Source organism: Vibrio gallaecicus (genome assembly GCF_024347495.1).
Classification (GTDB): domain Bacteria; phylum Pseudomonadota; class Gammaproteobacteria; order Enterobacterales; family Vibrionaceae; genus Vibrio; species Vibrio gallaecicus.
In genome coordinates this window covers 566803-590980 of record NZ_AP025491.1, presented here as the reverse complement: position 1 = coordinate 590980, position 24178 = coordinate 566803, and the positions used below count along the sequence as shown (strand labels likewise).

The window sequence follows — 24178 nt, the reverse complement described above, 5'->3', positions numbered from 1 at the left end:
TTATGCCCGTTTTGGGGGTTTCATCACACATTTAGCCTTGTTATAGTTCTTATCAATTAAACATAACCATACCATTCGAGGCACGGAGCTACCTCAATAATCTCATGATGAGAAGGATTGGTACCGACAGACAATCGGCAAAATTAGAGGATCAAATAATGGAATTCAATATGGTTGAAATTTTAGGTTACGCAGCTTCAATTATGGTAGCTATCTCGCTAACAATGAAAGACATCGTACGCTTACGTGTTCTTAACTTTGTTGGTTGTGCACTGTTCACAGCATACGGGCTTATGATTGAAGCATGGCCGGTTGTAGTAACGAATGCATTCATTGCTTGCGTTAATGTTTACTTCCTAACCAAAATGCAAAAAGAAAAAAAAGCTGAATCAATGAAAGAAGCGAAAGCTTAATCATTCATCGCATATTATTAAAAACCGCCCTACGTTAGGGCGGTTTTTTCGTTTAAGTACTAATAAGTTTAGACATCAAACATTATTTACATACCATTCAACAAACTTTATTTATGAACACACTTTTGTCCAACTGCCATCACTTCCTGGAACAGAGCTTGTCCACCAGTTAGCTTTGTAGATAACATTGTTATGTATCACTTGGTCACCAGTATTCGCATGGCTTGGGTTACCTGCCCAGTCTTTTTGCGGCAAGTCAGGGTAAGTTACAATACCAGCAGTGTCACATGTACCCGGATTTGTATTCCCATCACCAGGGTTACCACCATTACCACCTGAAATATCACCTAGTGGTAAATCTGGTTGCTCAAACTTAAACGCATAGTCCACGCCGTTCACGTTTACTGCATAATTTGCAGGACCTGAAATTGGTAGATAATAAACCATATCAAGCTCGTACACGCCACCAGCAGGCAGTTCTTTCCAAGCTGGAAGTGTGAAAGCTACTCGATGCATCGTTCCGTCTAAGCCACCAATATTGTCTGCACGTGTATGCCCAGAAGCAATAACTTGCAAACCGCCACCAGATTGATCTTTAGCATTATCCGGAGCTGATACTGGAATATCAAATTGGAATTCAGTACCGCCAGGTAGTGCTTGACCAGTGTTGTTGGTAAACGTAATTTTTGGATTGATTGGGTAGTTTTGGTCACCTACTTTAAATCCACCTACTGATACTGAAATATCAAGAGCTTCAGTTGGTAGTACACCTGTCGCCACTTTATTTCCGTATGGTGTTGCTGACTTAAACTTATCGTAAATGGCTTTAGTCATGGTGTTACCCATATGGAATTCACCATTACCACTTGTACAAGCTTGTTCAGTCGTATCGATTGAAGTACGTTGACCATTTGCATCTAGGACATAACAGTTATAGTCGCCCGCAAGCTCCCAGAACATGATACCGCCGATTTCTTTGTCGATAACGTAGTCTGCTTTAACATCGATAGACTGTTTATCTTCCGTTGAAAGGAATACGCCTTTTTCTGCATTCCATAACCAAGGTGCAACTGCCACACTGTCGTAGTTACGAGTATATGTACCTTTAAGAACATCCGTTGGATCGTTCACTGGATCAAGTTTATACGCGTCAGCATAAGAGCCCCAAATGCCTTTCTCTAGGTTCTTCGCATGCCACATTGGGTTAGAACCCGCACCCATTTCATTGCCTTTTGGATCAGTGTCGTGCCACATGTTATCGATACCAATCGCACCATGACCACAGTTATTTTTCTCACCTTCACCAGTACCAGCAGAACATTCGGCTTGGTTCGGAAGAGCCGCGCGGCCCCATAAACCATTTTCACCACCTGTCACACCTTGCCAGCCACGAGTGTAGTAAGGAACACCAATGTTAATACGACCAGCAGGCATCGAACCTCTGAAGTAATGGTATGCCCAATCTGTATTTAAGTAACCAATACCGCCGTAAGCTGCCGTACCATAGACATTCCACTGTGCTAATTCAGAATCTTTACCAGTATCAAATAGCGCAGCATTGTGACCTACATGATCATTCCAAGCGCCGTGCAAGTCGTAAGACATGATGTTTACATAATCGAGGTACTTAGTAACATCAAATGTTTCCATGCCACGTAGTAAATAACCTGATGATGGTGCTGCGATAGTTAGCATGTAGTGAATGCCATCTTGAGCAGACGCAGCATCTAACTTTTCACGTAATACTTTCATTAATACTTGGTAAGAAGCCCACAAATATTGACGACGAGGTTCCATGAAGTCTTTATCGTAAGGATTACCTGCACCAGCCATTGATGTTGGGTATTCATAATCGATATCTAAGCCATCAAATTGGTATTTACGAAGCATTTCAACAGCTGAAGTGGCAAAGGTTTCAATGCCTTGATGATTGATAGAGCCATCAGCATTCGTTGTCATGGTGTAGAAACCACCATCAGCTACTCGGCTTCCGTCTGTCGCAAAGTGACCACCTGTTTCAGCCCAACCACCAATCGAAATCAGAGTTTTAACACCGTGTTTTTTCTTAGCTGTTGCTAATGCACCAAAATGACCTTTAAAGCCAAGAGCTGGATCTACTTCAACCCCAGGCCACTCTTTACCAACAGCCGCATTGTTAGGATCATTTACGTCTCCAACATTCACTTTACCGTCGGCACCAATACTCACGAAAGCGTAGTTAATGTGCGTTAATTGTTCCCAAGGAATATCATTCACTAGGTATGCCGCTTGCGGGTCATCCCCTGAGCGCCAGCTAGTAAAGTAACCAATCACACGACGTGGGTGGTCAACACCCATTTTTTCACGACCTTCTTCATCGTAAATCGTACAGTAAGGAACGCTTACACCTTCGGTTTGGTAAAGTCCATCAGGGCGACAGTTATTCGCAACTGGCTCTCCAATCACTGTAAGTGCAACTGGCGTTGAGTCAGCCGTAGCACCTAAATTATCCGTCACTTTCGCGTACACAGACACAGATCCAGCTGCCGTCGCTGTAAAATCTAATGAGTAAGGAGCCGTTGCCGCAGTACCAACTAGAGTACCCGCTACATAGAAATCAACCTTATCAACAGTGCCATCAGAATCAGAAGCAGCAGCCGTTAACGTCACAACACCACCCACATCAACTGATGCAGCCGATACCGATAGTGAAACAACTGGCAATTCATTGACAGGAAGAGTTGAATCGATGGTTACTGATACGCTATTTTCAAGGCTAGTTGCCCCTTCATTATCTAGAGCAGTAACAGAAATGGTATGCGTACCAGAAGAAGCAACCCAAGCGGCTTCATACGGTGCTTGCGTTGCAGTAGCTACGACTACACCGTCAACAGCAAAGCTAACCGATGCAACTGTACCGTCGCTATCTAATGCATTTGCACTGAGTAGAACCGTCTCACCTTCAGCGATGACAGCCGTTGAACTTGGTGAAGTTAACGCTACGGTTGGAATTTCATTTTCAACAACGCCACCACCAGAACACACATCTACCACTTTCCACTGAGCATAATCACCAGAAAATTGGCTAGGATCGTTATTCTGATTCCAATAGTTAGCTTTATAAGCCGTATTATTATGAGCGACTTGATCACCACCAGTATAAACAACCGATGAATCCCACGTTTCTAACGTTGTACAGTCAACTGCTGCATAACTGTTAAAAGCCATAAGACACGATGCAGTTAAGGTACTCAGTGTAAAGACTTTCTTAGCCACTCGTCCTTGATTAAAATGCATAATTGCAATTCCTTAAGTTATTGTTTCAATTGAGGAATGAAAATGACCAACTTCATATCACTTAAATTCCTTTGCAAAACAACTTTAGGCTAATAGCTAATTAACACACCTAAAAGATCTTGTATTTATAAATTTACTCGCAATAATTTGTCGTCTTTATGTAATGAGAGAGGACTTATTTTGCATCAACAACTAATTATTCATTTATTTTATTACGCTAAATAATACTGACATAAAGCACTATTAAGCGCTTTTAAATAGAGATAAAAACCAATATTTACACTTACTCATATCTAATATGCGCTTACATGCGCATTTGTACTTATAAATTAAGAACTGGCTTACGAATTAATTACGATGTGTAGGAAGAGATATAAGAATAACCAAAAGTCTTAACGGCGCTGGCATGATGTACAACCTCGACAAGCAGACCGAGAGTGTTTATCTAAACGACCTCTTTGTATCTTACAGTATGCATTTTTAAGTGCTCGACGAGCTGAAAACCAATCATCAGGCTTTGTTAGAATCAAATAACCGTTAAAACGTTTAGTCAACTCAAGTCGGTATTCGTCAATAAATTTACTATCAAATCCAATATCAAAATGTTCCAGAGCTTGTTCAATTGAAGTGAAACTCGCAATGGTTTTCTGAATTTCGCTTTTTGACATCATCTTCATACGTTGGAGGGTTAAGAATTGAGGTTAAACCAGCCTACTTTTGTATTCATTGATCAACGTCCTTCCATTAGTCATTAGTTCTTTCACAACATGCACAGACACCAATACTAACCTTTATAATTGGTAACGATGAATTAAGGAGAACTAAATTCATAACAGCTCTTGGTTTTAAAGCAAACCGTCTGGTATTGTTGCAATTAAGAACTGGTTACCTGTATTACACTATGAAAAAACTCACTATTTTAGACGGCGGAATGGGTCGTGAGCTCCAAGATATTGGCGCCCCATTTTCACAACCATTATGGAGTGCTCAAGCACTTATTGAATCACCGGAACATGTAGAACAAGCGCATAGAAACTTTATTAATGCAGGTGCAGAAATTATTATCACTAATAGTTATGCATGTGTTCCTTTCCACTTAGGTGATGACCTATACCAAAATCAAGGCGCAAAGCTTGCACGAAATGCAGCCAAAATTGCACATGATGTCGCTTCTTCAAAACCTAATCTTGAACTAGTTACCGACACTAACCCTATTGTTAACGTTACTAGTTCCATTAATAGTGCCCATGACTCTGATGAACAAAATGTTTGTCACTCGAAGGTACTGGTTGCCGGAGCAATACCTCCGCCGTTTGGTAGCTACCGACCTGATTTATTTAAAGCTGAAGAAGCAAAAGAGATCATACAAACCTTAATTGATGCACAGCAACCTTATGTTGACTTATGGATTGTTGAAACCATTTCTAGTTTAGAAGAATTCAAAACCATCGAATCCGTGCTTAATCAATCAGAACAAGATGCTTATTACGCTTTCAGTTTAAGTGACGAAGTACATGAGCATGCCATTTTAAGATCAGGTCAATACGTAAAAACCGCCACAGAAATGGTCTGTGCTTCAGGTGCAAAAGGGATAATGTTCAACTGTTCCGTTCCTGAAGTAATGGAACAGGCAATAATCACAGCTCAAGACGTCATTTCTCGTTCAAACAGCGATATTGATATTGGTGTTTACGCGAATAACTTTATGCCAATTAAAGCAGAGCACAAAGCAAATGGTACTTTGCAAGCAATAAGAGAAATGACACCTGAAGAGCATTTAGTTTATGCCAAACGTTGGTATCAACTCGGTGCAACCATTATTGGAGGGTGTTGTGGCATCGGTCCATCTCATATAAAAGCATTAAGTGAGTGGAAAAAGTCACTCTAGTTACCGCTTTATCTAGTAGATGCCTACTAAGAGTGTCCCGATTAAAACAGCACTTCCCATGAACTTTAGAAAGGAACTCTATGTTCGAACAAGTTGTCAGTATTCTATTCCCCGTATTTGCATTAGCAGGGGTTGGGTTTGTTATTGGGTTATGGATTAAACCTGATTTTGCACCAATTAACCGCATCAACATGGATGTGTGCATACCAGCGTTGGTGTTTGCTTCGCTAACGATGATGCCCCTTAATACTGAGCAACTTCCTTTAATTTATGCTTCTTTAATCGCTCTTTTAGTTCCAGGTTTGTTGATGGTGCCCATTTGCAAAATATGGAAGTTAAATTTTAAAGCTTGGGCTCCACCCCATATGTTTCGTAATAGTGGCAACTTAGCCATTCCACTTTTTACTTACACTTTTGGAGAATCCGCACTTGCGCCAGCCGTTTTATTATTCGTGGTTTCAGCATGCGTGCATATCAGCCTTGGGCTAGCTCTGCTCAGTAAAGGTAATCCACTCAAGCAAATTTTCTCCATGCCGATATTTTTAGCAGCTACCCTAGCTATGCTCTTAAATTTGGCTGGAATTTCAGTCTGGAAACCAATTTATGAAGCAACGTCTTTGCTTGGGCAAGCAGCGGTACCTATTATGTTACTCTCTCTGGGGTCTCAAATGGTCAACCTCAAGCTCAGTGGCGTTAAAGTTGGAATAATCAGCACTTTTCAATCTATCATTACTGGGCAGTGTCGTTCACCATTATCTATTTATTTATTCCGCTCCCTACCCTCCACTTACAAATGATGGTGCTTTTTAGCATGCTGCCACCCGCGGTCATGAATTACTTGTTTGCTGAGCGTTTTCAAGTAGAACCAAGTAATGTCGCTTCAATGGTTTTATTTGGCAACTTCCTTAGTATTGTGACTTTACCAGTGCTGCTACTATTCGCACTTTCACTAGATTTTTAAAGTACTAATCAAGATGTTATTTCTTTCCATTTAAATTCAAATTTTCTCATAGAAAAACACAGGTAAAATTCGTGACCATTAGCACGAAGTCAACACTTAATAGAGTAAAATACGACACAATACAAACTATCATGTTGTATGTTTCATTTGGGAAATTTATTATATCTAATTGCATATAAACCAATCCTGAGAAACATTTTGAAGCGACTCTTGCTTATCACCACCCTGGCTTTTACTACACAATTACAGGCTGAAACTCTTGAGTTGTGGAGCGCATTCAATGGCGACGTGAACCATCAAATTGCTAAGCACTTTGAGGAATCAACAGGGCATAGGGTTACCACGCGGGAGTTTGCAAATGGCAACATCAAAGCAGAATTACTGTTAGCTAAGCAAAACCGCAATTACATGCCTGATCTTATATTCCTACCTTCTGATTACTTAGGTCTGCATGAGTATATTGCTCTTAACCCACTTCCTTCTGAATGGATTGAGCAAGCTAAGCTCGAAAAAACAGCCATTAAAAGTGTACAAGTGCACCAAGAATATATGGGGCTACCTTTGTTCTTGGGTAATCACTTAATGCTTTTTTATAATAAACAATTAGTTCAAAACCCCAATCTCACATGGGAGCAATTTTTCTCCTATGCGATTAATCATCCAAATGAACAACTACTAACCTTCCCAGCGAAGGATATGTATTTCTTTGTTGCATTTATGGAACTGTTCTTTCAACAAAAACCTCTTGGACAGTTAGATTTTACGAGCCAGTCAATGGTGCAATCTTTGAAGTTTTATCGCCAATTATTAAGCAAGCTCAATATTGAACTCGAATGTAATTCTGACTGTGCGCGAAACAAATTTTTGAATAGCGAAGTCCCATATTTAATCGATGGTGACTGGGCATTTGAATCATTGAACGATACATTCGGCGCTCAGTTAGGCATTACAAACTTACCGACTTATGAAGGTAATGCCATGCAGTCGCTTTCCGGTAGTAAAGTCATAGCGGTAACTAAAGGGGCTTTCCAAAACCCACAGAAACGAGAATTAGTTAAACGCTTTATTCAGTCAATGCAAGATGAAGCTTTTCTAAAACGTTTAAGTCAAAAATACCAATACATTTCTTCATTCAAACAAGTAAACCAAGAAGTTTTTACTGCCAGTGATGAACTCGCATTTGCTATTTACAATGAATACCTCGTAGCGCAACCTATGCCAACTACTCTTCGCCTTTCATTTGTTTTGGAAGTGCTGTCTCGGGGGTTTTATCGTTATTTTGATGGCATGCCTGCTAAAGAGGTCACTCTTTACATGGATACGCTTGTTCATCAATTTGAATCAAAAATTGAGTCCTCGCGATGAGATTTCCCAAGTTAAGCCTTAGAAAAGTCCTTGCCTACTTTCTTATTATAGGTTCAGTAGCACCGCTCATCTTTGCCAGTAACAGTATTACAAAACGTATCGTACAAACCGATATGCAGGAAAAGGAAAAACAGATTTCCAATATCGCTGGCAGCATAGATAGTCAGCTAAAGGAAGAATTTGCACGCATTGAACACAGCTTAAGTTGGCTTTCACACGACCGCTTTAACATCCAAGCTGTTGATAATATTTTGTATTCATCGGTTATCAACCAAAACCTTGATCGCTTTAGAAACTTCTCTAATCTCATTAATAGTGTGTATATTGTAAATGCCGACTGGGAACCTTTGTACAACTTCAATGGCAGTGATTACCAATTTGAGCAAAGCCAATTATATTCTGAATTGAAGCAACAAACGGATGTCTATAAAAAGGGGCAAATGTTTCATTCGACTTTTTTTGAACCCAAAATCGCCCAACACCAAAAGAATAAAGGATCGGGGTCAGGTGTCGCTATTGCTTCCCCAATGCTGGCCTATACATTAGACCGTAATAAAAATTACCAAGCACTTGGTTATATTATTCTGTTAATTGATTTTGCTGATATTGAGCATTCTTTCTCTCATTTCCTATATGAAGAAGAATACTTTTCCATCTCTTCTTCAGACCGATTTGGTATTGTTCACCCTATTGAATCTGATAAAGACAATGAAGCGTTCAATAAGCCGTTTCATTACTCTTCCACATCTCTTTTCAAACCTTTGACACTGAATCTTGAATATAGATTTTCAAACACATACCGCTTGAAAGCGATGAATGAATCACGAAAAACCCTTTCAATAATCTTCGGATTTACTCTCATAGTCAGTTTTACTATTGCTTTATTCTTTAATCGATGGATTAAAAAACAATTCACACTGATGGAAAAAACCATTGTGAGCTACGCTAAAAACGAAGATCCAAGTGGACAAAAATTCCAATTTACTGAGTTCATGAACATCACGATGATTTTACGAAAAATGAGTACAACCATTCGTAGACAGTTATCAGAACTCAAAAATCAAAATGCACAATTAGCGTATTCAAAAAAAATAATTGAAGAGTCTAACCATAAATTATCTATGTTTAATCAGGAGCTAGAGGATCAAGTTCAAACACAAACGGCTCAGATATCGGAAGCTTTATTTAGAGAAGAACAACATAAAAACAACCTGGCGGCAGTCATTGAATTTGCTTCACAATATAGCGACATTCCATATAGGCTTGCACCAGTGAAGATAAAAGAACAACTCACAGTTCTTTTCCCTAATACACCATTCGATTTAGTCTTATCTTCAGAAATCGAACACGGTCTTTCATTACATTCGAGTAAAGGAGAGTGGTTAGCGTCTTTAATCTATGAAGAAACGTTAGAGTTAAAAGAACAGAATTTAGTGTTTAGGTTATTTTTAAAACAGTTATCTGCTTGGTTAGAGTTACTGACAATTGCAAGAAAAGACGGGCTTTTGCCTTGCAAAAATCGCAAAGCTTTTAATGAAGATTTTAATACCATCGATTTAAGCAATATCGGTTTATTTATTATAGATATTAATGGTTTAAAGATAATTAATGACAACTATGGTCATGACCTTGGTGATGCCTTAATTCAATTATGCTGCAATACGATTCAGCAGCAACTCGCACCTGAAGACACTTTATATAGAATTGGTGGGGATGAGCTTGCAATTCTAACGAATCACCACACTTTCGCAGAATGCAGTAAGTTAGATGCACGGTTAAGCCAATCGCAAGAAGGATTGACTCTAACTGACGGTAAAGGAAAGCAGCACTCTGCCCATTTCTCAATTGGTTGGGCGAATAATGATAAATCGGCTCATGACATACAACTTAATACCAGTGATTTATTCAAGCAAGCGGATGAGATGATGTACAAAAACAAACAATCCTTCTATAACGGAGACACTAAGCTATAGAGAATGCATCAAGCTATATAGAATGCATCAAGCTATAGAATGTGCATCAAGTGCTTTGAAATCATATGAACTACTCGTATTCTTTCAACCATACTTTTAGGAGTGCATTCGCGCTTTGTTTCTGATTGTCGGTGAGAGATTGAACTAATCGCTTTTGCGTTTCAACATGTTCAATTATCATCTCATCGATCAAAATCAGACCTTTTTTAGTCAATTCAACCGTAACACTTCTTCGATCTTCTTTACTGTGTGCTCTTGCGATTAAACCTTTACCTTCAAGTTTATCAAGACGATTTGTCATTGCACCTGATGTCAGCATTAATGAGCCAATAAGCTCTGATGGCGTCAATAAATACGGTTTACCTGAACGTCTTAGCGTTGCTAATACATCAAACTCACCTAGCTTCAGATCATATCTTTTATGAAGTTCAGCCACTTCCGTTTCCATATATTTAGCAATGCGCATTACTCGCCCCATCATCGCCATTGCTTCCGTTTCAAGGTCTGGCTTTTCTTTTGCCCACTGCTCTAGCACTCGATCAATTGCGTCCATATACCACAACACCTGTTCAATAAGATTTAATACGCAAGTATCTTAACATGAAGATACTTTACAATCATATATTATAAGTATAGAGTTCAATTATCGATTTATCTTTACGTTAAGATATTTAAATGAACATATTACTTGCCATGATCCCTGCTTTTTTTTGGGGAACAACATATGCTGTAACGCAATACACTCTTGAAGGCTGGTCACCACTCCTTTTAGGTGCCCTGCGTGCTTTACCCGCCGGTTTATTGCTTCTAGCGATTAAGCCAAGTTTACCTAAAAGAGATGAATGGCCGATCATCTTCAGCTTAGGCTTGATCAACATTGCGACCTTCTTCGGGCTGATTTTCGTTATGGCACTCACGTTACCCTCTGCCATATCAGGTGTAGGGATGATTTCAGTACCAGTTTTTGCCATGCTATTTCACTGGGTGGTTAAAAAGCAACGCCCTCATCTAATCCAAGCCATCGCAGGCGCCGGTCTTATCGCACTAGCATGGATGTTGTTTAACCCAAGTCAAATTAGCCTTAATCCTATCGGTTTAGGAGCAATGCTAGCTGCTATCTTTTGCATTATTATCGGCAGCAGTATTACCAAATCTCTTGGTAACCGCATGCATTGGTGGACGGTTCTAACATGGCAACTCATCATGGGAGGAGTTATCCTTTCAGTCGTTACCATGATTCATGCCCTTATTGATCCTCAGACTTATGTTAATTCATTGATGAACTTTGATCGTCGTAATTTGTTAGGGCTACTATGGGTAATTTGCTTGAATACAGCACTTGGCTACGGCATGTATGTATGGTTGTTGCAAAGAATGTCAGTGGTTGATTTCACGTTTGGTGGGATTGCGAATCCGATTGCTGGAATTACAGCGGGAATGGTTCTATTAGGTGAGTCATTTACTATCACGCAATACAGCCTAATGCTCGGGATGATAGTGATGTCTTTACTGCCTCAAGTTATTGCCTCAATCAAGCAAACAATATCCCAAACCAAAGCGTTATGAACTTAAACAATCCCTGAATACTTAATACTTGAAAACTCTTCTGAATAGCTGTTATTCAGAAGAGTTCGTTTATCATGAACGGTAGGAAATTTATTTCTGAGTAAATGAAATAACTTCTTCATTACTTAGATATCGCCAGCGAGCAGATTCAACATCGAGCTCAACTTGACCAATCTTTTCTCTATGCAAAGAGGTTACTCGGTTTCCAACTGCAGCAAACATACGCTTAACTTGATGAAACTTACCTTCGGTGATAGTTAAGAGTACTTCATTCGGTTCAACAACTTCGAGAATGGCTGGGCGTGTCAGTTCTTTTTCGCCTTGCAGCTCAATTCCATGTTTAAATTTTTCAGCTACATCTTCAGCAATAGGACGAGTCAAACCCACTCGATACACTTTCTGGCATTGCTTAGCCGGTAATGTGATATTAAAAGACCAATGTCCATCATCAGTTATTAACACCAAGCCAGTTGTATCCGCATCCAGTCTGCCTGCAATATGGAGTTCCGAAACTTTATCTACATCTAAGTAGTTAAAAAGTGATGGGTATGCTTCATCCACATTTGAACAAATTGTGCCAGATGGTTTATTCATCAAGATATATCGAAACGGGCGAGCAATAAGAACATTACCATTCTGAGTGACGGTATTATTTTCGTGAACTTGTTTAGATTCCTCTAAACAAACTACCCCGTTAACTGCAACTTCACCTTTGTTTATAGCAATTGTTGCTTCATTTTTTAGCAGGTCAGTACTTTTGCAGATGAACTTATCTAAACGCATCCTTGTTACCCTCTACGTGATGCGAGAATTTCTGTAATATCCATGGTTTCGCGGTACAAACTTAGCTCTTGTTCTTTCGATTCAATTGCAATGATAGACATGCGATCTGCAAGTTCATTACCTTCAATGCCTACATGACCATTTACATGGTGTATTTCGATGTGTTTTTCCAATTCTTGGTACAGTGAGAACATTTGCTTAATTAAGTCCAAATTTTTAATCTCACCACCAGCTTTTACCCAACCTTTCTTTTGCCAACCTGCTGCCCATTGAGTAATACATTGGATCGAATACATAGAATCGCAAAAAACTCCCACACTCAAATTTTGCTTAATCTTATCTTTTGCGATTAACATGGCTTGGTATAAACCATTTAACTCAGCTGTGTTATTAGTACCCATCTCTTGATAGATGCCATACCACAGTTCAGTCAATGTATTATCTTGATAAATAGCGATACCTGAACCCGCCTCACCAGGGTTTGGCTCGCTCGCCCCATCGGTAAAGATTTTCACATCTAGCGGCATGGTCTCAATTTGTACCTGAGTGAGCTTAGGCTTCTTGGGTTTACTTGATGACTTAGGTTTGCTGGATAGATTAGAGCTACTTGATGGAGCAGAACCACTCGCAGCCCCAACTTTATTTCCAAATGCGCTTTCAGCTTCAGCTAATGTTGGGAAAGATTTAAACTTTGCTCCCGCAAACGCGTTTACTTGCGCTTGGCACTGTGCCCAAGTGTCAAAAATGCCCGTCTTGCGACCTTTCCAAACTACATAATATTTTTTAGCCAAAGCTGAATCTCTTAAATTGTGGGAATACAACAAAGACAATATCTGTGTATTCGATAATCCTAAGGAATAATGTTACCACTATCTGGTGACTTATCGATGACTCCTACTAAAATCAGTCAATTTATTTGTCTTTGTAAGTTCTTTCATCTTTCTCTGTTTCTTAATTGTACTGATTAAGACGGTTTTCGAACGCAAAAAGGCTCATACTGCTTTAACTCAAAAGAGTCGTTCAGTATGAGCCTTTGTAATTTGTCTAAACGTCGTAATCAGATGTCAGTCAACTGCCTATCATTCAAAAAAATAGGCTTTACATACTTAGATTATAACGCGACACCGTTCACTGTAAGTTTTACATCAATGTTGCCACGTACCGCATTTGAGTATGGGCATACTTGGTGGGCCGTTTTTACAAGTTGAACTGCGTCTTCTTGATCAAGCTCTAACTCTACAGATAGGCTAACAGCCAAAGCAAAACCACCATTGTCATTAGAACCAATTGCAACAGTTGCAGTCGTTGGTGCTGCCTTAATTGCGACTTTAGTTTCACGCGCTACGTGCAAAATTGCATTTGAAAAACATGCAGAATAACCCGCGGCAAACAGTTGCTCTGGATTTGTCGCTTCGCCTGTCCCACCCATTTCTTTAGGGTAACTCAAGTCTAAAGCTAGTTTATTGTCGTCTGTTGATACTTGACCATTACGACCTGCTAAAGCTGTTGCTGATGTTGTGTAAAGTGCTTGCATGATTCATCTTCCTTCAATTTTTTAATTGGTGATTAGCTAAAGAACACAAATTAAATTGCGCACAACCAATCTTTAAAGCAATACTAATCGCAAATTAAATAATGCACAAGTTAATTGTGCACAATTTAAATAACAACTACATATGAAAAAGGTCACTGCTCGCTTAAAGCAATGACCTTTATATTTAACAATTGAGCATAACCATCTGATTATTAATTTATTTAATTCACAAACCAAACGTTATTGAGAAACGGTCAATACAATTTTACCAACATGATCTTTTTTCAGAAACGTATCTTGTGCGGCAGCTACTTCCTGCAGTGAGAAAGTTTGAGCCACAATTGGTTTGATCTTTTTCTCTTCAATACACTTAACTAGATTTGGGAAAACTTCAGGTTCTAATACTGTACAACCGAAAAAGCTTAAATCTTTTAAATAGAGTGTCCTAACATCTAATTCGACAAGAGGTCCTGCAATTGCACCTGAAACGGCATAACGACTACCCGGCTTGAGCACTTGTAAAAATTGTGACCATTGGTCACCCGCGACAAGGTCAATCACAACGTTAACGCTATTCCCCCCTAATGCATCCACTAGGTTTACATTGCGAGGGATCACTTTATCCGCCCCTAGATCCAAAATTTGTTGGTTCTTATTTGGGCTAGTGATCGCAATGACATATGCACCGCGGGCCTTCGCAAGCTGAATTGCTGCAGAGCCAACACCACCAGAAGCTCCAGAAATCAAAACCGTATCTTTTGAAGTCACCGCAGCCCTTGTTAACATGTTTTCCGCTGTGGAATAAGAGCAAGGAAATGAAGCGAGTTCTGAGTCAGTTAAATCACTATCAATTGCAAGCGCATGCTGGATAGCTATTACGGTATACTCTGCGAATCCACCATCACATTCTGAACCGTAATACCAAGGGGATTCTAGCTCTTTGCTATTCACTTCTCTTAAACAAGGTTCAATTAATACCCTTTCGCCAATGCGCTCTTGGCTAATATTATCTCCAACAGCTGCGATTATTCCACAAACATCTGCGCCTTGAATACGTGGAAATTTTATAGCCTCACCAGACCAACTCGCGTCATCACTGTCGTCACCTTTTGAGTACCAGCCTATGCGGGTGTTAATGTCTGTATTGTTTACACCTGCAGCCATAACTCGTACCAATACATCATTTCCACTGAGCTGAGGAACTGGAATTAATTCGTTAAATTCCAACATGTCCGACCCGCCATGCCCTACCAACTGTAGACCTTTCATTGTATTTGGTATTGTACCCATCACTGTTTCCTTAAATATATTCTTAACACTACAGAGGCGCACTGAGCATTCGTAATGCGACAGATTTAGCCGATATAACGGCAGTTTTACCGACAAGCGACCATGCGCTAGACACACCTTCATGCAATAGAAATAATTCAACCGATAAATCTGGTCGTTGGCTCAGTTCTCCCAGTAATTGCTGAACTTCTTTTTTATGTTCTTTGACCGCTCGATTAATGAGCTCATTATCTGGAAAAGCCGCAATAGCATTCATCGATAAGCATCCATGTGGAGCAAATTCTTTCATCCAGACTTCAAGCTGTTCAAATATGAACAAAGTCGCGTCTTCAGGTTTTTTAGGCGCGTCCTCGCGTAAAAATTTTAGATAACGTTGATGCCTAAACTCTAATGCGCCTACGATCATCGCTTCTTTCGACGGATAATATTTATACAGAGTTCGCAAGCTAACATTACAAGCCGTTTTAAGCTGCGCTACGCTTGGTTCTGCAAATCCACATCGGCTGAAAGCTTCTTCAAGGCTTGCTGCAAGTTGCTCTTTAAGCATAAATTTCCCTTTTTTATTACTTCTGGTTATTAACCAAAACGAAGTAGAACATATATTCTACCCTCATAGTAGAATATGCGCTCTACCTCTGTCAATTCACAATTCAATTGTTAATTCTATTTTTATAGTTTCTCTAAAACCAGTCAGTCGCACGCTGTTAGCAGGGCTTTGTTGCGTAATTCATTGGAACTAAACCTAAAACCTACGATCTGATCAGCTACATTCACTCCCTCTCGTAGCCCTATGCCTAAACCTCGTTACAAAACAACCAACTGGAAGCAATACAACCAATCACTCATTAACCGCGGTTCTTTGACCTTTTGGATTGATGAAGAAGCGATAAGTGGCTGGACGCAAAGCAAACAGAATAAGCGCGGGAGGCCTCGTCGGTTCAGTGATTTAGCTATCACGACAGCCCTCATGGTGAAACGAGTTTTTTCTATGCCATTAAGAGCGCTGCAAGGTTTTATCAACTCGATATTTAGGTTAGCCCATGTACCGTTAAGTTGTCCGCATTACACCTGCATCAGTCGTAGAGCCAAGCAAGTTGAGGTCTCACTTAAGACAAAAACGAGAGATACGATACAACATCTAGCTATTGATGCGACTGGCCTTAAGGTTTATGGCGAAGGTGAATGGAAAGTCAAAAAACACGGGACAGATGGCAAACGTAGAGTCTGGCGAAAACTTCATATTGCCGTGGATACAAACACTCATGAAATTATTGCAGCCGAGCTAAGTCTATCGACAGTTACAAATGGAGAAGTACTCCCGAATTTACTGAAACAAACTCGCCGAAGTATCCACGAGGTGTCTGGTGATGGCGCTTATGATACGAGAGCATGTCACGATGCAATTAAGATTAAGCGAGCCGTTGCGCTTATTCCTCCAAGAGAAGGGGCTGCCTTCTGGGAGCGGGGTCATCCCCGAAATCTCGCAGTAGGTTGCCAGAAGTTATATGGCTCAAATAAGTATTGGAAAGAGCGGTATGGTTACCACAAACGCTCCCTCTTAGAAACAGCGATGTATCGAGTTAAACAGTTACTTGGTGGTCGTTTAAGTTTAAGACATTACAATGCACAAGTGGGAGAAACTTACGCGATGATAAAAGCGTTGAACAAGCTCACTGGGTTAGGTATGCCTGAAACTTGCCGTATTGACTAAGAAACGCACGACATGGGGCTGCTCTGTCTCTAAACTGAATTACGCAACAAAGCCCTAAGAGTGTTGGAAATCAGAGTTAAACGGTTAGTTATATACTATTTTTGTTGCATCTCATGAAGATAAAGTTAGGGTTATTCCGTAATCGGTTATATGTCGACTCTGAAATTGATTTTGCTTTGATATCCACCGTTCCTTCATTAATCGCTGAAATAAAGAGTCCAGATGAGCAAACTGCATCGCATATTTCAGTTAACGAACGTCGATAAAATGCTACTTTCACTGGTTCACCAATAGTATTCCACTCTTCTTCAACATATTCACGTTCAAAATAGTTCCCACTTTTAGAACATTCAAAGTCTGCAAAAGGATGATGAGTAGAAAATACCATATACCCACCAGGCTTAAGGACACGTTGCACATCCCTAAAAACAGCATGTAGATCTTCAATATAGTGCAGTACTAACGGACATATAATGACGTCTGCACTATCATCAGGCTCTAAAGGTAATCCCTTAGATACGTCTTGAGAGTAAGTTTTTACTCGACTCCCGAATTTTTCAGAAACCAAAGACACCATTTCTTCAGAAATATCTAAACAAGTTAAATGATTCACTTTATGGTTAATAAACCATTCGGCATAAACACCTGAACCACATCCCATATCAATAACATCCATACCACTAACATTGTCGAGTAAGGCTATTGTCGATGGGCGCTCTAAAAGAGCATTATAAATGTTATCTTTTATTACCTCATCATACTTAATCGCATGCTTTGTATACAGTTCAGACATTTAAATCACCTAATAAAGTCAAAAACGAAGAATAGCATAGAACGCCAAAATAATTATTTGATACGCTGATCACTCACTCAAATTTATGCCTAAGTAACTACAACTAAATCAAAATAGAACTTAGAGACTCAATTCCCTATTTTTCTTCGACTTTTCAATCGTATAAAAATAATTATCATGTTTGTTTAAAGAAACATGCTGAAATGTCAGCGTTTCATTACTTGCTAAAACTTCTTCAATGTTATCTTCAACATACTGTTTAGGGTTTATATCAACACGATACCTAGGCAGTAAGTATCTAGTTCCTAAAGATAAGCCTTGTATTCGCACACCTAAATCTACATTACTTTCAGTTTCCCCTAATTCAACTCGGCTTTCCCGAGGGGGTTCTGGCTAACCTTATGTACATAAGAGGTATATTTAAAACCAAGATGCCTATTAGCGGATAACGCGACTTGCACATCATTTATCTACGATAAATAGATGATATTTTGTAAGTATGGCTCTTGTTGAAAATGCCAAGCGTGGCAGTTCGCTTAAATTGCTTATTATGTATTAAATGTTTTACTCATGATCACAGTCATTCCACCAGTTTCACTTGATGAATGATCGACATTAAAACCATGGCGATGATACAAACTAGTATTGTGCGGTTCACACTCTAAATACAGAGTTCCTACTCCCAAAGCCTTTGCTTTATCTAAAGCTGCGAAAATTAATTGACTTGCAACACCCATAAGGCGGTGAGAGGGATCAACAAAGACACCACCGAGCCAATGCTTGTATTCTGGGAGTCTGGTATTTTCTTGAAGTTTTAGTTCAGCCACACCAATAAGGTCATTATTTAATTTGCAGATGAATGTCATGGGGAAATCGTCTCGGTTTATCGATTTAGTCATAACATCCAATACCACCATTTCTAGAGTTGTATTGGCATGATTAGCCCACTCATCATAATACCATTGAGCAATTTTATGTGAGTCACTTGGACTATCTGCTAGCAACGAAATAACCATCATTCACCTCATACTTACTCTTAAAGTTAACTTAGTTTATTTCTATATATAATGCTGGGGGACCGTACACATAACATCGCATTAAGTAACTGACAACGAAGCTAATACACTCAAACTTACCGTAAAAAATCACTGAAGTTAAATTGAGTTGAAAATGCCAAGTGTTGACAGTCTGCATAAATTGCTTATTAAGAGGAGTTAGCGCGCTCCGCTTCCTCTAGTTTTTTTAATGCAAATAGTCCTCTTTCAGATACTGGACTCGACTTATCTAATGCAAATTTTTCAGCGAATCCTTTAGCGTTGTCTCCCAAAACCTCTAGGTCTCTAATCAACATTTCTGCAGAAACGCGCCTAACAATAGATGAACTGTCTTCTGCAGAACATTTTAATAAGTCGAGATTTTGGGTTTGAACATCTAGTTTTCGTTCAGAGACGACTGCCTTAATTCTTCCCTCACAATAGCGAATATCAGTCCATTCCCATTTACGACCTTCTATCCAGGTTATTCGACCTTCGAATAGACTTCGGTATGCCTTAGCTCGAACTGAAGGTTGTGCAGCTAGATTTGCAATTTTTTTAAGATTTCCATCAAGCATTGGTGTGCGACCAAGCTGAGAAAGGAGCGATGGCATAGGTCCAGTAGTCGATGAAATCAGCTTGAACCTTAATAATTGAGCTATATCTTCTTCAGATATTATTTGTAAGAGAATTTTTTTATCAGCTTTTTCAATCCTGCCCCAAGAGTTCCAATTGGAAAGTGCAATACACAAGGCTTCTACAACGTATTCTGGGACAGTGGCTTTTGCTAACTCTGGTAACATCTCTCTAGCAGCCTCACGTACTTGTGGCACCCAGTCATTGAGGCGACGAACAGCAAGTGAAAAGAAGAAAACATTTGGTGCAGAGCCAGACAACGTCCGTAAAGTTTTTTCCCGCTTATAACCATCCCAGCTAATCAAGTCTAACCAAGTTAACAATTCATCAGGTTTAGACCAAAGCTTCCATTTTGGCGGCATCGAATTCCTTAATGCTAGAGTGAACTCTGATCGAATCAATCGCTCCCAATAATCAAAACTAGTAAGTGGTAGTTGGGATGTCGCATCTATAAGCGCGGACATATCAGCGACAACTTTACTCTCCGAATTTATCGAATAAGCAAAGCCCTTCACTGCTGTTATCACTTTATCTTCCATACTCTGTGGTTCTTGCACGTATTATTTCCTCCTAACACTGCAATAAGGTGTGACCCACTGAACCAGCACAGCACACCAAACTCTACACCATAAACACAGAGTGTAATGCATCCCTTTAATTGCCTTATTAGGGGGCTTGGATTCAAGTACGAAGTGCGACACCTCTGAACATAAAAACAGTAAGGTGCGAGAATCATGAAGTTTGCTCCCGCCAAGAAGTAAAAAACATGAAATACACACCTCACTGAGAATGAAAGGTATATGATTTCTGCACTCAGAAAGCAAGGAATTACTACCGCTAAAATAACCAAACAACTGGGTCGTCACAAAGCAACCATATACCGAGAAATCGAACGTAATATTCGTCACAACAAGTTCTTCAATAGATACTCATACCAACCCGAACGAGCCCAACAGATGGCTCGTAACCGGCTGAGTCGTTCACGTAGAAACAAACGCTACAGTAAGCAAGACTTCAGACTCGCTGAAGTCTTGCTACGGCTGGATTGGAGCCCCGACCAAACCGTCGGTTACCTAAAAATTAGAGGCTATCCAACCATGAGCCACGAGCTCATTTATCAGCACGTTTGGAACGACAAAGCACTAGGGGGAACGCTATGGAAACATCTGCGACAATCAACTAAAAAAAGACGTAAAAGATACAATTCAAAAGACAGTCGAGGGCGGCTGGCTAACAAGCGCCACATTACCGAAAGGTCGGAAGCTGCTGAGCTTAGAAAAGAGCCTGGGCATTGGGAAATTGATACAGTCGTAGGTCGCGGAACCAAGCACTGCATTGTCACTTTGGTCGATAGAATGACTGGCTACACTTTTATAGGTCAAATGGACGACAGAACAAGCGAATCACTCAATGTCAAAATGAGTAAAATCATGACCCGTTCAGATTTACCGTTTAAGACAATTACAGCCGATAATGGCACAGAATTTCACAGCTACGCACAACTAGAAAGGTTCCATAACTGTTTGTTTTACTTTGCAAACCCATACCATTCATGGGGAAGAGGCACCAATGAAAACACTAACGGGTTAATACGACAATATTTACCAAAGCGAACCTCTATGTCACATGTGACACAGAATCTCTGCAATGAAATTGCAGAGAAATTAAACACGCGCCCACATAAAAGACTTGGGTATAGAACACCACTGGAGTATATTCATGCGCATCTGTAGAAAGTGTCGCACTTCAAACTTGATACTAAGTAATATTGTCGTGCGGGAAGTAGCGAACCGTACAATACCAATGCAATCATAATTGATTAGCCACTTTTTCTGCGCAGAAACCAAATAAAATGATTCATCCGCAAAATATTTACCCAACTCTGCTAATACACTACTGAACGTGGTCCTTTCATTTAGTAGCCATGTATCAAGCTTAGAAATATCGAACTCAGTCTCTGTTGAAACCGTAACCCACTCACTGGTTCGATGTGTTCCGGAATCCCATTCAATTCGATACAAGTCAGGTTCAACTGCTCGCCTGATATCTCTTGGTCTAAGATTTATGTCTGATAAGTTCATATGTATTACCTAACGCCGCGTTAAGTAGTAAACAACGCTACCACCTAAGCAAAACCATTGCACCGTAACCACAAACTCGCTTGAATTGAAAACGCCGAGTGTTGCGAATCTGTCTTAAAGGCTTTGTTATAAGCACCTACTCTAATTTCATATCTATTATTTCAGAAAAATTTTTCATTACTGCTAATTGCTCATCATTTAAAATATCTGATGGATAATATGCATTTGATATAAGACGAGTTTTTATAAAGACATTGTGACTTTTTATAAAACACAAGTAACCAGAAAGAAGTTCAACTTGAGTCGTTGATCTAGATAACTCCTTTTTTACCCTTTCCTCATATCTCTTAATTTCAACTTCATCATCATCTTCAAATTCATCCATATAAAGCTCGCGAGCTAATTTTTCTGAGACCAACCCACAAGTTTAAGTAAGTTTCTTATTTCCTGCTGTAAATCATTTCTATCCATCATGTCCCCAAATGTCCCTAGCATATCAAGTACAGTGTAGTTGTCTTATTTACACAATTAATTAAAAGGAGAAAATAATGGCTAAAGGTAATACACCACCAAACGGACCTAGTAAAACGGCTTTGTTGCGTAATTCATTGGAACTAAACCTAAAACCTACGATCTGATCAGCTACATTCACTCCCTCTCGTAGCCCTATGCCTAAACCTCGTTACAAAACAACCAACTGGAAGCAATACAACCAATCACTCATTAACCGCAGTTCTTTGACCTTTTGGATTGATGAAGAAGCGATAAGTGGCTGGACGCAAAGCAAACAGAATAAGCGCGGGAGGCCTCGTCGGTTCAGTGATTTAGCTATCACGACAGCCCTCATGGTGAAACGAGTTTTTTCTATGCCATTAAGAGCGCTGCAAGGTTTTATCAACTCGATATTTAGGTTAGCCCATGTACCGTTAAGTTGTCCGCATTACACCTGCATCAGTCGTAGAGCCAAGCAAGTTGAGGTCTCACTTAAGACAAAAACGAGAGGTACGATACAACATCTAGCTATTGATGCGACTGGCCTTAAGGTTTATGGCGAAGGTGAATGGAAAGTCAAAAAACACGGGACAGATGGCAAACGTAGAGTCTGGCGAAAACTTCATATTGCCGTGGATACAAACACTCATGAAATTATTGCAGCCGAGCTAAGTCTATCGACAGTTACAGATGGAGAAGTACTCCCGAATTTACTGAAACAAACTCGCCGAAGTATCCACGAGGTGTCTGGTGATGGCGCTTATGATACGAGAGCATGTCACGATGCAATTAAGATTAAGCGAGCCGTTGCGCTTATTCCTCCAAGAGAAGGGGCTGCCTTCTGGGAGCGGGGTCATCCCCGAAATCTCGCAGTAGGTTGCCAGAAGTTATATGGCTCAAATAAGTATTGGAAAGAGCGGTATGGTTACCACAAACGCTCCCTCTCAGAAACAGCGATGTATCGAGTTAAACAGTTACTTGGTGGTCGTTTAAGTTTAAGACATTACAATGCACAAGTGGAGAAACTTACGCGATGATAAAAGCGTTGAACAAGCTCACTGGGTTAGGTATGCCTGAAACTTGCCGTATTGACTAAGAAATGCACGAAATGGGGCTGCTCTGTCTCTAAACTGAATTACGCAACAAAGCCTGTTAGCAGTGCTGTATTTAGAATAAAATTTGTAAATAATTCTTATTAATCACATTGTATGACCTCAGTCTCAGAAAAATGATCAAAAGTAATTATAAAATCACCCATCTCCAAGCAAACGATTACGGTAACATGAACGCAACCAGTACTTTGATTCATGACACTTTAAAAGGGCTATCTCTTCACGCTCCTGAACAGCATGCCCAAATTCGCCAAGCTTTGTATGAACAATTAAGCTTACCATTCGATAAGCAGCTAACCTTGTACGCCAGCGTATTAGGTCCATTTAGTTCAGGGAAACTATCTGGCGGTGAAAATATCGATAAAGCAGTAAGCTTGGCACTTGAAGTTTTACAAGAGCCAAACAAGTAATTTGTATACGAAAATACCTTCACCTCCCCCTAAGGTATTTTTAAAAACAATTTATTGCCTATTCTGACAAAACAAAAAAGCCCAGCATTTCTGCTGGGCTTTTTTATGAATAATATAAATATTACTTTGTAATAAATATTTGTTCTGTTTCTAGCGATGTCATGGCACGTACTTGGCGCCAAATATAGTAGAAAATTCCCAACATCATCAACATGCTTGGAATAGCGATCGCAGGGTAACTGTAAAGGGTTAACTTACCTAACTCTTCATTAAAAGCAGCCGTACCTGATGGGCTGGTTACAATCCAAGTCGCAAGGAAATAGTTCATTGCTGAGGAAAATGCAAAAGTACTTGCGAATAGATAGTTTGATGTCATTAAACAACGTTCGAAGCGTTCTGTTGAGCCTGACTGCTTCAATTTTTCTTGGATAAGAGAAATGTTTAGCAAAGCAGGTGTAAAGATAACTTTCTGGATAAATGGGTAACGAGTGAAGGTAGATCCAAGAACCGCTAAACCTATCAAACCAGGAATTAATGCTTCTTTTAACGCTAACCAACGAGTGTCTAGCTCAAATAAACCAATACCTCCCGTCAATAACACGCTAACAAAGCCAAGAGCAGCAATAAAATTAAACTTCTTATTTTTAATTAATTCCATACCACCATAAGCGATTGGAAATGCTAACGCGACAATTAGTGCTAAGCCCGTTCCTAGGTGCTCATCACCGCTGAACTTCATTAGAATAAATGAAGGCAGAAATACGTTAAAAAGAATCTCGAACAATGGGTTCGATTTTTTGTTACCAGTATTAGTCATAGTTCCAAGTACATTTGTTGTAGAGGTAATTCTCTGGGATTGT

20 protein-coding genes and 3 pseudogenes are annotated in these 24178 nt (G+C 39.8%); 10 read left to right on the top strand and 13 right to left on the bottom strand.

What is annotated here, in order from left to right; translation table 11 throughout:
- The first annotated feature begins 158 nt into the window (after nt 1–158).
- Entirely contained in the window at nt 159–413 is a 255-nt protein-coding gene (locus OCU78_RS17045) for a YgjV family protein (protein ID WP_137374357.1), read from the top strand.
- 111 nt (nt 414–524) lie between these two features.
- Here the strand turns inward: OCU78_RS17045 and OCU78_RS17040 are convergent, their stop codons facing one another.
- Entirely contained in the window at nt 525–3689 is a 3165-nt protein-coding gene (locus OCU78_RS17040) for a chitinase C-terminal domain-containing protein (RefSeq protein WP_137374358.1), read from the bottom strand.
- Between the two features lie 392 nt (nt 3690–4081).
- A complete protein-coding gene (locus tag OCU78_RS17035; RefSeq protein WP_137374380.1) occupies nt 4082–4357 on the bottom strand; it encodes a nitrogenase-stabilizing/protective protein NifW in 276 nt (91 codons plus the stop codon).
- Between the two features lie 233 nt (nt 4358–4590).
- Between OCU78_RS17035 and OCU78_RS17030 the strand changes: the two genes are divergently transcribed.
- The 4 genes and pseudogenes from OCU78_RS17030 to OCU78_RS17015 all read left to right on the top strand — a co-directional run bounded on the left by OCU78_RS17030 (nt 4591) and on the right by OCU78_RS17015 (nt 9876).
- On the top strand, nt 4591–5577 hold the full coding sequence (locus OCU78_RS17030; RefSeq protein ID WP_137374359.1) for a homocysteine S-methyltransferase family protein: 987 nt from the start codon (nt 4591–4593) through the stop codon (nt 5575–5577).
- Between the two features lie 80 nt (nt 5578–5657).
- Nucleotides 5658–6538, top strand: a pseudogene (locus OCU78_RS17025) (AEC family transporter).
- A 210-nt stretch (nt 6539–6748) separates the two neighbouring features.
- The gene (locus tag OCU78_RS17020) at nt 6749–7903 is read left to right on the top strand and encodes a sugar ABC transporter substrate-binding protein (RefSeq protein ID WP_167494059.1); all 1155 of its coding nucleotides are present in this window, start codon (nt 6749–6751) and stop codon (nt 7901–7903) included.
- Nucleotides 7900–9876 carry a GGDEF domain-containing protein gene (locus OCU78_RS17015; RefSeq protein ID WP_137374361.1) on the top strand — a complete coding sequence of 659 codons (1977 nt, stop codon included), beginning with the start codon at nt 7900–7902 and terminating at the stop codon, nt 9874–9876. The genes OCU78_RS17020 and OCU78_RS17015 overlap by 4 nt, the downstream gene beginning before the upstream one ends.
- Before the next feature lie 70 nt (nt 9877–9946).
- On the opposite strand, the gene OCU78_RS17010 is transcribed toward OCU78_RS17015, so the two are convergent.
- The gene (locus OCU78_RS17010) at nt 9947–10429 is read right to left on the bottom strand and encodes a MarR family winged helix-turn-helix transcriptional regulator (protein WP_137374362.1); all 483 of its coding nucleotides are present in this window, start codon (nt 10427–10429) and stop codon (nt 9947–9949) included.
- A gap of 122 nt (nt 10430–10551) precedes the next feature.
- On the opposite strand from OCU78_RS17010, the gene OCU78_RS17005 reads away from it, so the two are divergent.
- Nucleotides 10552–11442: a DMT family transporter gene (locus OCU78_RS17005; protein ID WP_137374363.1), complete on the top strand. Its 891-nt coding sequence runs from the start codon at nt 10552–10554 to the stop codon at nt 11440–11442.
- A 90-nt stretch (nt 11443–11532) separates the two neighbouring features.
- Here OCU78_RS17005 and OCU78_RS17000 read toward each other — a convergent pair whose 3' ends face one another.
- The 5 genes from OCU78_RS17000 to OCU78_RS16980 all read right to left on the bottom strand — a co-directional run bounded on the left by OCU78_RS17000 (nt 11533) and on the right by OCU78_RS16980 (nt 15596).
- Nucleotides 11533–12225 (bottom strand): pseudouridine synthase, encoded by a 693-nt coding sequence (locus OCU78_RS17000; RefSeq protein ID WP_137374364.1) that lies wholly within the window; start codon nt 12223–12225, stop codon nt 11533–11535.
- 5 nt (nt 12226–12230) lie between these two features.
- Nucleotides 12231–13016: a ribonuclease H family protein gene (locus OCU78_RS16995; RefSeq protein WP_137374365.1), complete on the bottom strand. Its 786-nt coding sequence runs from the start codon at nt 13014–13016 to the stop codon at nt 12231–12233.
- A gap of 320 nt (nt 13017–13336) precedes the next feature.
- Nucleotides 13337–13759, bottom strand: coding sequence for an organic hydroperoxide resistance protein (locus tag OCU78_RS16990; RefSeq protein WP_137374366.1), 423 nt, complete (start codon nt 13757–13759; stop codon nt 13337–13339).
- A 240-nt stretch (nt 13760–13999) separates the two neighbouring features.
- On the bottom strand, nt 14000–15049 hold the full coding sequence (locus tag OCU78_RS16985) for an alcohol dehydrogenase family protein (protein WP_218941060.1): 1050 nt from the start codon (nt 15047–15049) through the stop codon (nt 14000–14002).
- Nucleotides 15050–15077: 28 nt separating this feature from the next.
- On the bottom strand, nt 15078–15596 hold the full coding sequence (locus OCU78_RS16980) for a TetR/AcrR family transcriptional regulator (RefSeq protein WP_137374368.1): 519 nt from the start codon (nt 15594–15596) through the stop codon (nt 15078–15080).
- Nucleotides 15597–15839: 243 nt separating this feature from the next.
- On the opposite strand from OCU78_RS16980, the gene OCU78_RS16975 reads away from it, so the two are divergent.
- Nucleotides 15840–16760 (top strand): IS5-like element ISVba2 family transposase, encoded by a 921-nt coding sequence (locus tag OCU78_RS16975; RefSeq protein ID WP_261856050.1) that lies wholly within the window; start codon nt 15840–15842, stop codon nt 16758–16760.
- An 88-nt stretch (nt 16761–16848) separates the two neighbouring features.
- Here OCU78_RS16975 and OCU78_RS16970 read toward each other — a convergent pair whose 3' ends face one another.
- The 3 genes from OCU78_RS16970 to OCU78_RS16960 all read right to left on the bottom strand — a co-directional run bounded on the left by OCU78_RS16970 (nt 16849) and on the right by OCU78_RS16960 (nt 19780).
- Nucleotides 16849–17553, bottom strand: a complete 705-nt coding sequence (locus tag OCU78_RS16970; protein ID WP_137375731.1) for a class I SAM-dependent methyltransferase — start codon at nt 17551–17553, stop codon at nt 16849–16851.
- Nucleotides 17554–18101: 548 nt separating this feature from the next.
- Nucleotides 18102–18572 (bottom strand): GNAT family N-acetyltransferase, encoded by a 471-nt coding sequence (locus OCU78_RS16965; RefSeq protein ID WP_206383718.1) that lies wholly within the window; start codon nt 18570–18572, stop codon nt 18102–18104.
- A gap of 185 nt (nt 18573–18757) precedes the next feature.
- A complete protein-coding gene (locus OCU78_RS16960; protein ID WP_137375732.1) occupies nt 18758–19780 on the bottom strand; it encodes a hypothetical protein in 1023 nt (340 codons plus the stop codon).
- A gap of 216 nt (nt 19781–19996) precedes the next feature.
- Here OCU78_RS16960 and OCU78_RS16955 point away from each other — a divergent pair.
- Nucleotides 19997–20956, top strand: a pseudogene (locus OCU78_RS16955) (IS30 family transposase); the annotation flags it as partial.
- A gap of 484 nt (nt 20957–21440) precedes the next feature.
- On the opposite strand, the gene OCU78_RS16950 reads toward OCU78_RS16955, so the two are convergent.
- Complete coding sequence (locus tag OCU78_RS16950; protein WP_137375734.1) at nt 21441–21689, bottom strand: hypothetical protein; 249 nt, start codon at nt 21687–21689, stop codon at nt 21441–21443.
- A 283-nt stretch (nt 21690–21972) separates the two neighbouring features.
- On the opposite strand from OCU78_RS16950, the pseudogene OCU78_RS16945 reads away from it, so the two are divergent.
- Nucleotides 21973–22892 (top strand): annotated as a pseudogene (locus tag OCU78_RS16945) (IS5-like element ISVba2 family transposase).
- A gap of 186 nt (nt 22893–23078) precedes the next feature.
- Nucleotides 23079–23318 (top strand): PAS factor family protein, encoded by a 240-nt coding sequence (locus OCU78_RS16940; RefSeq protein WP_137375226.1) that lies wholly within the window; start codon nt 23079–23081, stop codon nt 23316–23318.
- A gap of 121 nt (nt 23319–23439) precedes the next feature.
- Here OCU78_RS16940 and OCU78_RS16935 read toward each other — a convergent pair whose 3' ends face one another.
- On the bottom strand, nt 23440–24135 hold the full coding sequence (locus OCU78_RS16935) for a VC0807 family protein (RefSeq protein ID WP_137375227.1): 696 nt from the start codon (nt 24133–24135) through the stop codon (nt 23440–23442).
- Nucleotides 24136–24178: the final 43 nt, after the last annotated feature.

Bases quoted from the DNA above. Each gene is read 5' to 3' on its own strand.
- OCU78_RS16940 (WP_137375226.1), top strand. From the start codon at position 23,079: ATGAACGCAACCAGTACTTTGATTCATGACACTTTAAAAGGGCTATCT.
- OCU78_RS16990 (WP_137374366.1), bottom strand. From the start codon at position 13,759: ATGCAAGCACTTTACACAACATCAGCAACAGCTTTAGCAGGTCGTAAT.
- OCU78_RS17045 (WP_137374357.1), top strand. From the start codon at position 159: ATGGAATTCAATATGGTTGAAATTTTAGGTTACGCAGCTTCAATTATG.
- OCU78_RS17040 (WP_137374358.1), bottom strand. From the start codon at position 3,689: ATGCATTTTAATCAAGGACGAGTGGCTAAGAAAGTCTTTACACTGAGT.
- OCU78_RS16950 (WP_137375734.1), bottom strand. From the start codon at position 21,689: ATGGATGAATTTGAAGATGATGATGAAGTTGAAATTAAGAGATATGAG.
- OCU78_RS17005 (WP_137374363.1), top strand. From the start codon at position 10,552: ATGAACATATTACTTGCCATGATCCCTGCTTTTTTTTGGGGAACAACA.
- OCU78_RS16980 (WP_137374368.1), bottom strand. From the start codon at position 15,596: ATGCTTAAAGAGCAACTTGCAGCAAGCCTTGAAGAAGCTTTCAGCCGA.
- OCU78_RS17010 (WP_137374362.1), bottom strand. From the start codon at position 10,429: ATGGACGCAATTGATCGAGTGCTAGAGCAGTGGGCAAAAGAAAAGCCA.
- OCU78_RS17000 (WP_137374364.1), bottom strand. From the start codon at position 12,225: ATGCGTTTAGATAAGTTCATCTGCAAAAGTACTGACCTGCTAAAAAAT.
- OCU78_RS17035 (WP_137374380.1), bottom strand. From the start codon at position 4,357: ATGTCAAAAAGCGAAATTCAGAAAACCATTGCGAGTTTCACTTCAATT.
- OCU78_RS16970 (WP_137375731.1), bottom strand. From the start codon at position 17,553: ATGTCTGAACTGTATACAAAGCATGCGATTAAGTATGATGAGGTAATA.
- OCU78_RS16935 (WP_137375227.1), bottom strand. From the start codon at position 24,135: ATGACTAATACTGGTAACAAAAAATCGAACCCATTGTTCGAGATTCTT.
- OCU78_RS16985 (WP_218941060.1), bottom strand. From the start codon at position 15,049: ATGGGTACAATACCAAATACAATGAAAGGTCTACAGTTGGTAGGGCAT.
- OCU78_RS17015 (WP_137374361.1), top strand. From the start codon at position 7,900: ATGAGATTTCCCAAGTTAAGCCTTAGAAAAGTCCTTGCCTACTTTCTT.
- OCU78_RS16965 (WP_206383718.1), bottom strand. From the start codon at position 18,572: ATGATGGTTATTTCGTTGCTAGCAGATAGTCCAAGTGACTCACATAAA.
- OCU78_RS17030 (WP_137374359.1), top strand. From the start codon at position 4,591: ATGAAAAAACTCACTATTTTAGACGGCGGAATGGGTCGTGAGCTCCAA.
- OCU78_RS16975 (WP_261856050.1), top strand. From the start codon at position 15,840: ATGCCTAAACCTCGTTACAAAACAACCAACTGGAAGCAATACAACCAA.